Origin of the sequence: Pseudomonas anatoliensis (assembly GCF_017976235.1) — a bacterium.
GTDB lineage: Bacteria > Pseudomonadota > Gammaproteobacteria > Pseudomonadales > Pseudomonadaceae > Aquipseudomonas > Aquipseudomonas anatoliensis.
Genome location: NZ_JACVHC010000003.1, coordinates 507,040 through 520,243, shown reverse-complemented (window position 1 = coordinate 520,243; position 13,204 = coordinate 507,040). Strand labels below are relative to the sequence as shown.

The window sequence follows — 13,204 nt, the reverse complement described above, 5'->3', positions numbered from 1 at the left end:
CCCATGACCGCCCAGAAGTCTGCCGCCATGCGTCCTGCCCGTGCCCTGATCGACCTTCAAGCCCTGCGTCACAACTACCGAATTGCCCGCGAAGTCACTAGCGCCAAGGCGCTCGCGGTGATCAAGGCGGATGCCTACGGCCATGGCGCGGTGCGTTGCGCCCAGGCGCTGGAAGGAGAGACCGACGGTTTTGCCGTCGCTTGCATCGAAGAGGCTCTGGAACTGCGCGCTGCCGGCATACGTGCGCCGGTGTTGTTGCTTGAAGGTTTTTTCGAAGCTGATGAGCTGGCGCTGATCGTCGAGCATGATTTCTGGTGCGTGGTGCATTCGCTGTGGCAGCTCGAAGCAATTGAGCAGGCCGCTCTGAGCAAGCCAATCACCGTGTGGCTGAAGCTTGATTCGGGCATGCACCGCGTTGGCCTGCATCCCAAGGACTACCCGGCGGCCTATCAACGTCTGCTGGCCAGCGGCAAAGTGGCGAAGATCGTCTTGATGAGCCACTTCGCCCGCGCCGACGAATTGCACGAGCAGAGCAGCGCCGATCAGGTCGCCGTGTTCGAAGCCGCGCGGCAGGGCCTCGCCGCCGAAGTCAGTCTGCGCAACTCGCCAGCGGTGCTCGGTTGGCCGCAGATCCACAGCGACTGGGTGCGCCCGGGGATCATGCTCTACGGCGCTACGCCGTTCGAAGAATCCCACACCGTGGCCGGGCGTCTGCTGCCAGTGATGACCCTCGAATCAAAAGTTATCAGCGTGCGTGAATTGCCGGCCGGTGAACCTGTTGGCTACGGCGCCAAGTTCATCACCGACAAACCGATGCGCATTGGCGTGGTTGCCATGGGTTACGCCGATGGGTACCCACGTCAGGCGCCAACCGGCACGCCGGTTTTGGTCGCGGGCAAACGTAGCCGCATCATCGGCCGGGTATCGATGGACATGCTCTGCATCGACCTCACCGATGTGCCAGAAGCCGGGCTGGGTTCGACCGTCGAGTTGTGGGGTAAAAACATCCTCGCCAGCGAAGTGGCGCAGTGGGCCGGCACCATTCCGTACCAGATTTTCTGCAACCTGCGTCGAGTGCCAAGGCTCTATTCCGAGGGTTGAGGCCGTCACGGAGCCCACGTGTTGTAAATACTGAACGCTGTCGCCATGATAACGCTCAATATTTCTACAATATCAGGAGGCTCCAGCCTTGGACGTCGGTGAACGACTGCAATCGATCCGCAAGCTCAAAGGGCTTTCCCAGCGTGAACTCGCCAAGCGCGCGGGCGTCACCAACAGCACCATTTCGATGATCGAAAAGAACAGCGTCAGCCCTTCGATCAGTTCGCTGAGGAAGGTTCTGGGCGGGATTCCCATGTCCATGGTCGAGTTCTTTTCCGAAGAGATCCTGCAGGAAATACCGACCCAGATCGTTTACAAGGCCAACGAGCTGATCGACATTTCCGACGGCGCCGTGACCATGAAGCTGGTCGGCCGCGCGCACCCGAGCCGGGCCATCGCGTTCCTCAACGAAATCTACCCGCCGGGCGCCGACACCGGCGAAGAAATGCTCACCCACGAGGGCGAGGAAACCGGGATTTTGGTGGAGGGTCGTCTGGAATTGGTGGTGGGTCTTGAAACTTTTATTCTCGAAGCTGGCGACAGCTACTACTTTGAAAGTACCAAGCCGCATCGTTTTCGTAATCCGTTCGACTTGCCTGCGCGACTAATCAGCGCAGCCACGCCGGCGAATTTTTAAACAAAGAGGCGCCAGGCCATAACGGCGAAGGCATCCGAACAGTTTTTCCACAGCGCGGTATAACCCCTTCGACTATGGGGTTGTTTCAGTGTGGCGGGCTAACCGCTATACTTGCGCCCGCCTGCGAACCGTGGCCGCAGGCGTGAATAGCCACCATTGAGGGTGAACGCGTGAACCTAATTATGAAAATGCTGGCTGCACCAGCAACCGTACTGGCCCTCTGGGCTGTCAGCGCTCAAGCTGCGACGAACGACGACATTGCCAAACGCCTCGAGCCCGTCGGCCAGGTGTGTGTGCAAGGTCAGGAATGCAAAGGGATGGAAGTGGCTGCAACTGCCGGCGGCGGTGATGCCAAGACTCCAGACTCAATCATTGCCAAACATTGCAACGCTTGTCACGGCACCGGCCTGTTGGGCGCGCCGAAAATTGGTGACACCGCAGCGTGGAAAGAACGCGCCGATCACCAGGGCGGCCTCGACGGCATCCTGGCCAAGGCGATCACCGGCATCAACGCCATGCCGCCGAAAGGTACCTGCGCGGATTGCTCGGATGCCGATCTGAAAGGGGCGATCGAGAAGATGTCGGGCCTGAAGTAGGGCGTACTGCTGATGAAAAAAACCGTCTTCGGACGGTTTTTTTGTGTCTGCAATCTCACTGCATATTTTTCGCGATGTAGGCGCCGGCCGAGTTAAGCACGGCTTTGTACACAGCATAAGCATCAGTATCTGCCGGGGTTATTGGTTCGGAGCGCCCTTGCGATATCTGTCTCAGATCACATCCCGGGATCGACATAATGAGCGGTGAGTGAGTAGCGATGATGAACTGTGAGCCTTTGCGCGATAGCTCCATTACGCGGTTGATAAACACCAATTGCCTCAATGGAGACAACGACGCTTCCGGTTCATCGAGAACGTACAGTCCCTGGGCTTTGAATCGGTTTTGAAACAGCGCCTCCATTGCTTCACCGTGTGACATGCAATGCATATCCACGCCGCCGTAATAGGTCTTTATTTCGGGATCAAAGCTCCCCTCTGCATCAAGCTTGCGGATCGCAGTGTTCAAGTTATAGAAAGTCTCTGCTCTGTAGAAAAAAACGTCCTTCTCCCGTCGGTAGCCTTTTGAAAGCATCAGGGTTTCGTGCAGTTTCGAGTGGGTGTTCTCAGTCGAGAAATTGAAGTTCTTCCCACCGCCTTCTGGATTGCATCCCAACTTGATGGCAAGTGCTTCAAGCAGGGTGGATTTTCCAGAACCGTTTTCTCCGATAAATACAGTAATTCTGTTATTGAATTGAAGCGGAAAAAGGCCGCGTAAAAAATGAGCCGCCACTCTGTCTGACTTAAGGCGTATCTGCTGGATGAATAAATCATTCATATTGGCGCCCCCTGAATACTCTTCCGACGGATACCTTTACTCCAATCATCGTTATACCAAGGCTTATCGAACTCGTGCTGGCCATGGTAAAAATTCCGACGTAACCAAGATAGACAATAAGACGCTCGCCGAATAACTCCGGCGTCGCAGTGGCGCTAAAAATGATGACTGATACTGTCCCGGCCGAGATAGCCATTTCCGGCCAGAAGCACTGAATGGCATTGGCTTTTTGATATTTATAACGTGCTTGTATTGTGTTGCTCAAACATTCATCACTATTGCTGATAAGTGATTGAAGACTTTGCTCATCAATTGTGGATGAGCTGAAAGTGCTGATTAACGATTCCTTGTACAGGTCTTCATTGCTCATTTCGGCTTTATACAGACTCTGGATTTGTGGTTTTGCAAATTTCAACTGCACACAAGTCAATGTCGTGATAAATATCAAGGGGATGAGGAAATAAGCGTTTTCACGAAGTAAGATATAGGCTGTGGCAAATGTCAAAATACAAGATCCTGCCAGATGAATTGAGTCATGAAGGACTGAAGCAATTTTCTCAGCATCCTCTTTGATCATCGTCACGCGAGAGCTTAACGGACAAGGTCTTTCATCATGCACGATGAAATTGATGAGCGAAAAGCGAGATTTCGCTTCCATGAGCGCCGCCATGGAACTGCCCAGAGTTTGCGTCGCTAGCTTGGATAAAAAAACAGCGGTGAGGGTGAAGTACAGATGAGTGCTGACAGCGCCACTACTAAGAGCTGTAAGTCCCTCTGCCACGATCGAAGGTATTAACAACTGACATGCGGCTGCTAAAGTCAGGCTCATTGTTGAAAACAAAAATAATGCCACGTTTTTTCGCAAGCACATAAGCATAATTCAACGCCCCCCGTGCTGTAGTTTATAGCTCAGAATTCGATTGCGGCGATAAGAGGCCTCTCTGCTTGAGTAGTAAATGGATATAAGCGACATTGTTGGGCTTAGCACACGCTCAAGGTAGATGGCTGAGGCAAAGATAGCGCCTGTTGTCAAAGCGCCTTCACTTATTAAATGAGCGGATATCAAGAGCAAAACAACTATCGCTACCAAGTAACATGTTCCTGAAATTGATTCGAAAAAAGATGCTTTCAGGTTTGAACGAAAAGCGAGGCGCTCAATGTTTTTGATGTCCAGCTTGACTCTGTCGTTGTACGGTTTGGCATCGCATACATGCGCACAGATTGCCCCGATTGTAACGGTGTTTTCTTGGACATACTCTTCAAAAAGGGCGGCGCTCTTTCTCCGGGTTATAAAATATGCAGCTGAGGCATATAGCAGGCCGCTAAGGGGGGCGAGCGCCAGAAGTGGATGATACAGAGCCGTTATAATCAGCGCGAAAATTATAATGCTGAAATTGAGTGAAGTGTCAAAGAATACCGAATGGTATAGATACATCGAGCCGTCAACATCGCCGTCGATGAGTTCGATTTGCTCACCTGGATTTTTACTATATGTGGATGCCTTGCTTCGCAGGTGCGTTAGAATTGTCCTTTTCAGAATATATCTTGTCTTGGCAGCAGTCCTTTGTAGATAAATGTTGGCTGCTAGTTTCAAGGGAGGCGTCGCGATGATAAGAAGCGAAGCGCCTGCGAGTGCATATAAATATAAGCGGTCTTGGGATATATAAAAATTAATTGAATTGCCGATTAGGTAGGGCGATGCGCTTGTTAGAACTGAAATGCCCAGGCCAAAGCAGCAAAGTATTAGGTTGCTCTTCATGGTTTGATGAATTCCATTTGGTGCGGAAGAAATGGAAACTCGTAGTTATGGTCAATCAAACCAATGGAGCCAAGTAGTGAGCCCACGCGGCCGATCCATAATCCTAATGGATCAGCAGTTTTTGTTCTCAAGATTCTTGAGTTTTGTTCGCTTAAATTGACGATATTCGACCATAGAAAAACTTGTGGATCGAGCAACGATTCCGGTGAGATCTTTTTCATGATATTCAGAATCCCATAAGCGCCATGACATAAAGAGTCATTGACGGGTCTCTTTCGTTTTTCGAGATTCGAATATGAGAATGCGGCTTTTGGTGGGTGCTTTTCCAAGAAGTCTAGCGCAGGCTGTACTCCATTGTTTGCGAAATAACTGATCGCCAAATAATTTCCAGGTAAACCGTGGCTCCACGCAAACTCACCGGCGCTTGATTCCGAGCGTTTTCTGTAGTCACGCCAATTTTCAATTGACTCATCATATTCGTTAAGCTCCCAAGACAAAAAGCCTAGGAATAATTCGTGGATTGAATCTTTTTTAGCGATAAGGTTATTAAAATAAAATAGTGAGTATGCGCACCCCATTATTCCGTGAGATAGGCCACTCAGTAAAGCGTCGCTTCTCGTTGTAATTGCATTGTCGAATGTGGCTAGTTTGCTTCCAGATATAAAAGTGAGTTCTGTCTCTATTTTTTTGTATAACAAGTTGGCTAAATCGCAAAACGATAAATCTTTAGTAAGGTCGAATAACAACGTGAGTACACTTAGAGTGCCGAACATTCCAGAGAGAAAGTCAGAGCCCCAAAAATATTTTTGCCACCATGGGTCTGCCAGTACGTCTTCAACATATTTTTTATACAGCTGTAGCAGTTGGCTTTGTCTTTCATCGTCAAAATAATTTAAGCCTATCAAGAGCGGAACGATTGCGGACGATAGACCGAAGTGAAAGCCCCCTAGGTGCGTACCCTTATTTGTCAGTTTTTTAACTATTCTACTGTGGCAATGATTTAGTAGTTCAGTTACCAGGGCTTTATCTATGGCACTGCTATGACTGGCCGCCACTACGCAGCCATAAAGAATGCCAGACAACCCGTAGTAGAAGTCATCTCCTAACTCCGAGAACTCCATATAGCCACCTGGTGATGAGTGAAATCCTAGCCAGAGCCCATTACTCGAAATTTCGGTACGTAACAGTTCATTGATCAAGCATGCGTTGATTTCCGATGATGTCCTGATTTTTTTAATGATCTCGTCAATATTTGAATAACGGGGGTCTTTCACATCGTCGTGTTGTTTGAAGGAGTGGTCCGTGAGTTTATTTCCGTGTTCATACATGTTTTTCATTGCTAAAAGGGTGTTTGAAGTTAGTTTTTCTTCAAATGCAATTCTGTTTTTGTCCAAGGTTGTGATGTATTGGATGCTGTTGTCTATTCCGTTTATATAATCTTTACTATCGAGGTGCCCTGAACCGCTGTAACCGGGGTCGTAGAACTCAAGAATACCGGCTTGTCCTCGAGCAAAAGGAATGTCCAGATCCAAGCAAGCTGAGACCTCCGCGTCGAGAAAGCCTATCGCGGGGGCTGTGTCGTTATTAAGGATATTTTCCAGAAAGGCCGTTCGTTTGTCAGTGCAACGCATTAAGGTTGCATGCAGGGAACATTGAATGGCGTAGTGATATGTCGCTGTCGGTCTGGGGATATACCTGTTTTGTCTGCCTCTAAAAGATTTAATTTTTTCGATAATTGACGGCTGCGCATTGTTTAATATAGAAAATAAGGTGGTTAGGCCATTAATTATTTCTTTTTCGTATTCCCACGGCTGCGCCGGTTTCCCGTCAAAATATAAAACATTCTGATTTGGAAAGATTTTAACTCCGTCCATGCCAAACTGGCTGTGACCAGTTTCGTCTTCTAAGTGTTGATACAGGTTTAGACTGACATATTGCTCTGATAACCCACCCAGCGCACTCAAGTCTACACCGATACCATCGGTGCCTTTCCAAGTCCAGTTTGGAAGGATACTTGTTTGGGTAACGTTCCACCGAACTTCTCTCGGGATTGTCTCAATGTTTAAGGTGCTGTAAAAAATTGTCTCCAGATCAATGGGTATAGGGCTTGCTCCATGCGCAATCAGATTGTCAGAGGTAATGTCCGCAGCGATAAAGGCAGTGCAATAACCTAATAAAAATCCTGCTCTTTTAAAGTATTGATGTACCTCTTCTTCGGTTTCTGCCTGCTTTTGAGGTGTGTGCTCTGCCCATCCATGCTCTTTTTTCACCAAATAAATTGGTATTTTCCATTTGCAAAAGTCAGTGCCTGCGGCACTGCTCAAAGACAGTAGAAAGCCGGATGCTTCCGCTTCAAGTTTCAGATTTCTTGGTTTGTAAACTATTTTTATGGAGTTAAAGGAAAGCGTGCAAACGGTCCTCGATCCATAATGCGTTTCACTAGCCGAGACATCAATTGCGGAGAGGTCGACGTCAGACCCAATATTGAATACTTCGTTAATCTCCTGCCTGTCTTCTATCAAGTCAGTAAAAAACTGTAATGTAAATTCGACAAAATTTTGTGATAGTTTGGTGAGGACTCGATCTAGCTCCGGATAAGCTTTAATAATGTCGGTGAGATAGCTTTTGTTTTCGCTAACTAACTTGTAGTAAGAGGAGGTTTCCATCTCTCTGCCGAGGATTGATTTTTCAAATATTTGTTTTTCAGTGATTAAAACGTTATTAGCTACGTTGGTAATTCTCGCTGCGAGGTTTGTTGCGAAACCGCTGATAATAACTGACTGAGTCTCCAAGGCGCTTCCGTATGCTTTTGGAAGTTTATTTTCGATATGATAGATATAGTAAGATAGGTATGGCCATACTGGGCAGTCGGTGGTCAGGCTTCGGTTGGAGTTCAAGGATTCAGTTAAAAACTCAATCGGCGTTTTCAATGTAAAAATCCTAAATTAAGTGATAGGGGCGGCAGGTATTGACCGCCCCTGGCTCATAACTACATGTAAGTCGCGTAGCAGCATCCTTGCCAACATTGTGAGCAACAACTAGTGCATGGGCGCGAACCGCTGCTGGCTGCGCTTAAGTTGCTGAATGCTTGAATTGCCAGTGTTGAAATAGGTGCGCTTGAATTTAGAATGCGTGCCCGCGCACTACGAATTGCTAAGAAGTCGATTTCCATAATTTTTCCTTATAAGTTTGTTTGGCCTAAAGGTATTGATTGCTAATGAAGTGTTACGTTTTTAATGCTAGCTGTGACTCAAATAACTTCAATTCAGAAGTGTCCTGAAGTTCTGCGTGATTAAATTCGAGTCAATGTAGGAAAAAAGCTGTCGGCTTGTGCGATGATTCTCTTGGTGTTGTTAATTCATTGTTATTGTTGAAAGTTTTCTGGATGTGCTTGCACCAAGCACTGCACTCGCCTATTTCACTTTTTTTCGCACTAATTGCCTTCCCTCTGAAGTAAATCCCCGGCAATCTCGGTCTACCCCTATTCACGGAACGGGCGGGAGGCTTCAGATGGTGCAGTTGTGTTCGATCGAACAGGCAGTGGATGACGTGCTGGCGCGATTGCCGGCGCATATCCACATGGGCTTGCCGCTGGGGTTGGGCAAACCCAATCACTTCGTCAACGCGTTGTATCGGCGCGTCAAAGGGCTGCCCGATCGGCAACTGACGATTTATACGGCGCTGTGTCTGGGCCGTCCGAGTCTGGGCGACGGTTTGCAGAAGCGCTTTATCGAGCCCTTCGTTGAGCGAGTCTTCGGTGACTACCCGGAATTCGATTTCCTCGCTGATCTGCATCGCGATAGCCTGCCCGCCAACATCCGCATCCAGCAGTTCTTCATGCAGCCCGGTAGCCTGCTCAACAGCGCGCCGGCCCAGCAGGATTACGTCAGCAGCAACTACAGCCATGCCGCCCGCGACATCAACGCCGCCGGCCTGAACCTGGTGGCGCAACTGCTCGCCAGCAGCAGCGAACACCCGGATCGCTTGAGTCTGAGCTGCAACCCGGACATCACCCTCGACCTGTTACCGATGATCGCCAAGCGCCGGGTCGCCGGGGAGACGATTTTGTTGGTCGGTCAGGTACACACCGATCTGCCGTACATGCCCGGCGACGCCGAGGTTGATATCGACACGTTCGATTTGCTGATCGACGAGAAGGACAGCAGCACGCTGTTTTCCACGCCGAACATGCCGGTCGGTTTTCAGGATCACTTCATCGGGCTGCATGCCAGTGCGTTGGTGTGCGATGGCGGTACGTTGCAGATCGGCATCGGCTCCATGGGCGATGCGCTGACCGCCGCGCTGTTGGCGCGTCAAGCCGATAACGCGGGTTATCAGGCCTTGCTCGCTGATATAAACCTCAGCCAGTGGGCGCAATTGATCGAGCGCGAGGGCGGCAGCGAGCCGTTCGCCAAAGGCCTGTACGGTTGCAGCGAAATGTTCGTCAACGGTCTGCTGGTGCTGGCGGATGCCGGGATTATCCGGCGCAAGGTTTACCCGGATGTGCCAACGCAAGAACAAGCCAACGCCGGCACTCTTGATGAAGCGGCGCAGACTGACGGCATATCGGTGCACGGCGGCTTTTTCCTCGGCCCCCGCAGTTTCTATGAGCGCCTGCGCGAGTTGCCGCAGAGCAAGCGTCTCGAATTCAACATGACCCGCATCAGCTACATCAACGAGTTGTACGGGCAGGAAGAGCTCAAGCGGCTGCAACGCATTGATGCGCGGTTCATCAACACGGTGTTCAACATGACGTTGCTCGGCGCCGGTGTGGCCGATCAACTGGAAGACGGGCGGGTGCTCAGCGGCGTCGGCGGGCAGTACAACTTTGTCGCCCAGGGTCATGCCCTGCAAGGTGCGCGGTCAATGCTGATTCTGCGCAGCTGGCGCGAGTCCGGCGGTGAGGTGAATTCGAACATCGTCTGGGAGTACGGTCACTGCACTATCCCGCGGCATCTGCGCGACATAGTGGTGACGGAATACGGCATCGCCGATCTGCGCGGCAAAACTGATGCGGCAGTGATCGAAGCGCTGCTGAATATCAGCGACTCGCGCTTCCAGCCGGGACTGATCGAACAAGCGCAGAAGGTCGGCAAACTGCCGAAGGATTTCCGTATTGATCCGCGCTTTGCCGACAACACCCCAGAGCGCTTGCAGGCGATTGCCGCACGCCATCCGAATCTGTTTCCGGAATATCCGTTGGGCTGTGATTTCACTGCGATCGAGCGGGATTTGTTGCGGGCGTTGAACTGGCTGAAGAGCAAGTTCAAGCTGACCGAGATTCTGGAACTGGGCAAGGCAGCGCTGGATGCGCCGCAGGCTTCGCTGTATCCGGAGCATCTGGAGCGGATGCAGCTGGCGAATCCGGAAGGGTTGAAGGAAGATTTATTTCAACGCTTGCTGCTCACGGGCCTTAAAGCCACCGCGCAGTAACTGTCTACCGCAAAACCAACTGTAGGAGTGAGCCTGCTCGCGATGGCGGTGTATCAGGCAAGAATATGTCGACTGACACAACGCTATCGCGAGCAGGCTCACTCCTACAGGGGATCTGCGGTGTGGCTGATTTATTCGATGAAGGTTACAACGCCATCCTTCAGCGATTGCACGCGGGCCAGCGACTCAACGCGATAGCCTTGCGAGTCCAGCTCGGCACGGCCGCCCTGAAACGACTTCTCGATGACGATGCCCAGACCGGCGACGGTAGCGCCAGCCTGTTTGATGATCGAGATCAGCGCCTGGGATGCCTTACCGTTGGCCAGGAAGTCGTCGATGATCAGCACGCGGTCGCTACTGGTCAGGTGACGCGGGGAGATGGCCACGGTGCTTTCAGTCTTCTTGGTGAACGAGTAAACGGTCGCCGACAGCAGGTTTTCAGTCAGGGTCAGGGACTGTTGTTTGCGGGCGAAGATCACCGGCACGCCAAGGTTCAGACCGGTCATGATCGCCGGGGCAATGCCCGAGGCTTCGATGGTGACAATCTTGGTGATGCCCGAGTCCTTGAACAGCGAGGCGAATTCGTCGCCGATCAGCTTCATCAGGGCCGGGTCGATCTGGTGGTTCAGAAAGGCGTCGACTTTCAGGACCTGATCGGAAAGCACGATGCCTTCTTCGCGGATTTTCTTGTGCAGTGCTTCCATGAAGCGTTCCTCGTTCGGCGCATGCGCGCCTTAATCTAAAAAAGTGGTCAATTCTAGCGCTTTAACATCGCGCGTATATCGGCCAATGCGCTGTTGCCACGCACGGCTTTGACTTCGGTCGGTGTATCGTCGTTGCCTTCCCAGGCCAGATCGTCCGGCGGCAGTTCATCAAGAAAGCGGCTAGGCGCGCAATCGATGATCTCGCCGTACTGTTTGCGCTTGGCGGCGAAGGTAAAGGCCAGGGTCTGGCGGGCGCGGGTGATGCCCACGTAAGCCAGGCGGCGCTCTTCTTCAATGGTGTCGGCTTCGATGCTGGAGCGGTGCGGAAGAATTTCCTCTTCCATGCCCATGATGAACACGTAGGGGAATTCCAGACCCTTGGACGCATGCAGGGTCATCATCTGCACACCTTCGGCGCCGTCCTCTTCTTCCTGCTGACGTTCCAGCATGTCGCGCAGGACCAGTTTGCCGATGGCGTCCTCGACGGTCATTTCGCCTTCTTCGTCCTTCTCGAGGGTGTTTTTCAACGCCTCGATCAGGAACCAGACGTTGCTCATCCGGTAGTCCGCAGCCTTGTCGCTGGAGCTGTTGGTGCGCAGCCAGTTCTCGTAGTCGATGTCCATGACCATGCTGCGCAGGGCGGAGATCGGGTCCTCGCCGGCGCATTGCTCGCGCACTTTGTCCATGAAGCGCTTGAAGCGCGAGAGACGATCGGTGAAGCGGTTGTCCAGATGCTCACCCAGGCCGATTTCATCGGTGGCGGCGTACATCGAGATTTTGCGTTCGGTGGCGTAGTTGCCGAGTTTTTCCAGCGTGGTCGAGCCGATCTCGCGGCGCGGCACGTTGATCACCCGCAGGAAGGCGTTGTCGTCGTCCGGGTTCACGATCAGGCGGAAGTAGGCCATCAGGTCCTTCACTTCCTGGCGGCCGAAGAAGCTGTTGCCGCCGCTCAGGCGATACGGCACCTGATGGTGCTGCAGCTTCAGCTCGATCAGCTTGGCCTGATAGTTACCGCGATAGAGGATGGCGAAATCGCTGTACGGGCGGTCGGTGCGCAAGTGCAGGCTGAGGATTTCCATGGCCACGCGCTCGGCTTCGGCGTCCTCGTTACGGCAGCGGATCACGCGGATCTCGTCGCCGTGGCCCATCTCACTCCACAGCTGTTTTTCGAATTCGTGCGGGTTGTTCGAGATCAGCACGTTGGCGCAGCGCAGGATGCGGCTGGTGGAGCGGTAGTTCTGCTCGAGCATCACCACTTTCAGCGACGGATAGTCATCCTTGAGCAGCATCAGGTTTTCCGGCCGCGCGCCGCGCCAGGCGTAGATCGACTGGTCGTCGTCGCCCACCACGGTGAACTGGTTGCGCGTGCCGATCAGCAGTTTTACCAGCAGATACTGGCTGGCATTGGTGTCCTGATATTCGTCCACCAGCAGGTAGCGGACTTTGTTCTGCCACTTTTCGAGAATGTCGGCGTTGTCCTGGAACAGCTTCACCGGCAGCAGGATCAGGTCGTCGAAGTCCACTGCGTTGAACGCTTTGAGCGTGCGCTGATAGTGGGTGTAGACGATGGCGGCGGTCTGTTCCTTGGGATTGCGCGCGTTTTCCAGCGCTTCGGCCGGCAGGATCAGGTCGTTTTTCCACGAGCCGATCATGTTCTTGATCTCGTCGACGCCGTCGTCGCCCGCGTATTCCTTCTGCATGATGTCAGTCATGAGGGACTTGACGTCGGTCTCGTCGAAGATCGAGAAGCCCGGTTTGTAGCCCAGCCGCACGTGTTCCTTGCGGATGATGTTCAGGCCCAGGTTGTGGAATGTACACACGGTCAGGCCACGGCCCTCGCCACCCTTGAGCAGGGTGCCGACCCGCTCCTTCATCTCGCGCGCAGCCTTGTTGGTAAAGGTCATGGCGACGATGTACTGGGCGCGGATGCCGCAGTTCTGGATCAGGTGCGCGATTTTGCGCGTGATCACACTGGTTTTGCCGGAGCCAGCGCCGGCGAGCACCAAAAGAGGGCCGCCGACGTAGCTCACGGCTTCTTGCTGCCGGGGATTGAGTCGGGACATACGAAAATTCGGGAGTCGTTGACGAAATGGGCCGGCATTTTAACAGGCTCAGCGATTTGTGCTGCTCTGTCCGACTTGTGACGCACCACGCGATTCAAATTTGCCGGTTTTGTTACTTTCACGCAGGATGCATGGT

10 protein-coding genes are annotated in these 13,204 nt (G+C 52.3%); 4 read left to right on the top strand and 6 right to left on the bottom strand.

The window, feature by feature from the left end; translation table 11 throughout:
* Positions 1-27 precede the first annotated feature (27 nt).
* The 3 genes from alr to ICA16_RS11900 all read left to right on the top strand — a co-directional run bounded on the left by alr (position 28) and on the right by ICA16_RS11900 (position 2,334).
* On the top strand, positions 28-1,101 hold the full coding sequence (gene alr / locus ICA16_RS11910; RefSeq protein WP_210553570.1) for an alanine racemase: 1,074 nt from the start codon (positions 28-30) through the stop codon (positions 1,099-1,101).
* Between the two features lie 88 nt (positions 1,102-1,189).
* The gene (locus tag ICA16_RS11905; protein WP_025112726.1) at positions 1,190-1,738 is read left to right on the top strand and encodes a cupin domain-containing protein; all 549 of its coding nucleotides are present in this window, start codon (positions 1,190-1,192) and stop codon (positions 1,736-1,738) included.
* A 182-nt stretch (positions 1,739-1,920) separates the two neighbouring features.
* On the top strand, positions 1,921-2,334 hold the full coding sequence (locus ICA16_RS11900; protein WP_150593750.1) for a c-type cytochrome: 414 nt from the start codon (positions 1,921-1,923) through the stop codon (positions 2,332-2,334).
* Positions 2,335-2,389: 55 nt separating this feature from the next.
* Here ICA16_RS11900 and ICA16_RS11895 read toward each other — a convergent pair whose 3' ends face one another.
* The 4 genes from ICA16_RS11895 to lanM are packed head-to-tail and all read right to left on the bottom strand — an operon-like array spanning position 2,390 to position 7,798.
* Positions 2,390-3,109 carry an AAA family ATPase gene (locus tag ICA16_RS11895; protein ID WP_210700668.1) on the bottom strand — a complete coding sequence of 240 codons (720 nt, stop codon included), beginning with the start codon at positions 3,107-3,109 and terminating at the stop codon, positions 2,390-2,392.
* Entirely contained in the window at positions 3,102-3,962 is an 861-nt protein-coding gene (locus ICA16_RS11890) for an ABC transporter ATP-binding protein (RefSeq protein ID WP_210700667.1), read from the bottom strand. Before ICA16_RS11890 ends, ICA16_RS11895 begins: the two co-directional genes overlap by 8 nt.
* Before the next feature lie 27 nt (positions 3,963-3,989).
* The gene (locus tag ICA16_RS11885; RefSeq protein ID WP_210700666.1) at positions 3,990-4,868 is read right to left on the bottom strand and encodes an ABC transporter ATP-binding protein; all 879 of its coding nucleotides are present in this window, start codon (positions 4,866-4,868) and stop codon (positions 3,990-3,992) included.
* Positions 4,865-7,798, bottom strand: coding sequence for a type 2 lanthipeptide synthetase LanM (gene lanM / locus ICA16_RS11880; protein WP_210700665.1), 2,934 nt, complete (start codon positions 7,796-7,798; stop codon positions 4,865-4,867). Before lanM ends, ICA16_RS11885 begins: the two co-directional genes overlap by 4 nt.
* A gap of 580 nt (positions 7,799-8,378) precedes the next feature.
* Here lanM and ICA16_RS11875 point away from each other — a divergent pair.
* A complete protein-coding gene (locus tag ICA16_RS11875; protein ID WP_210700664.1) occupies positions 8,379-10,301 on the top strand; it encodes an acetyl-CoA hydrolase/transferase C-terminal domain-containing protein in 1,923 nt (640 codons plus the stop codon).
* Between the two features lie 131 nt (positions 10,302-10,432).
* On the opposite strand, the gene ICA16_RS11870 is transcribed toward ICA16_RS11875, so the two are convergent.
* Complete coding sequence (locus ICA16_RS11870; RefSeq protein ID WP_042561733.1) at positions 10,433-11,005, bottom strand: xanthine phosphoribosyltransferase; 573 nt, start codon at positions 11,003-11,005, stop codon at positions 10,433-10,435.
* Between the two features lie 53 nt (positions 11,006-11,058).
* Entirely contained in the window at positions 11,059-13,068 is a 2,010-nt protein-coding gene (gene rep / locus ICA16_RS11865) for a DNA helicase Rep (RefSeq protein WP_150604814.1), read from the bottom strand.
* Positions 13,069-13,204 lie beyond the last annotated feature (136 nt).

What these genes read in the sequence shown, in the direction of transcription:
- alr (WP_210553570.1), top strand. Translation starts at nt 28, where the DNA reads ATGCGTCCTGCCCGTGCCCTGATCGACCTTCAAGCCCTGCGTCACAAC.
- ICA16_RS11885 (WP_210700666.1), bottom strand. Translation starts at nt 4,868, where the DNA reads ATGAAGAGCAACCTAATACTTTGCTGCTTTGGCCTGGGCATTTCAGTT.
- ICA16_RS11900 (WP_150593750.1), top strand. Translation starts at nt 1,921, where the DNA reads ATGAAAATGCTGGCTGCACCAGCAACCGTACTGGCCCTCTGGGCTGTC.
- rep (WP_150604814.1), bottom strand. Translation starts at nt 13,068, where the DNA reads ATGTCCCGACTCAATCCCCGGCAGCAAGAAGCCGTGAGCTACGTCGGC.
- ICA16_RS11875 (WP_210700664.1), top strand. Translation starts at nt 8,379, where the DNA reads ATGGTGCAGTTGTGTTCGATCGAACAGGCAGTGGATGACGTGCTGGCG.
- ICA16_RS11895 (WP_210700668.1), bottom strand. Translation starts at nt 3,109, where the DNA reads ATGAATGATTTATTCATCCAGCAGATACGCCTTAAGTCAGACAGAGTG.
- ICA16_RS11870 (WP_042561733.1), bottom strand. Translation starts at nt 11,005, where the DNA reads ATGGAAGCACTGCACAAGAAAATCCGCGAAGAAGGCATCGTGCTTTCC.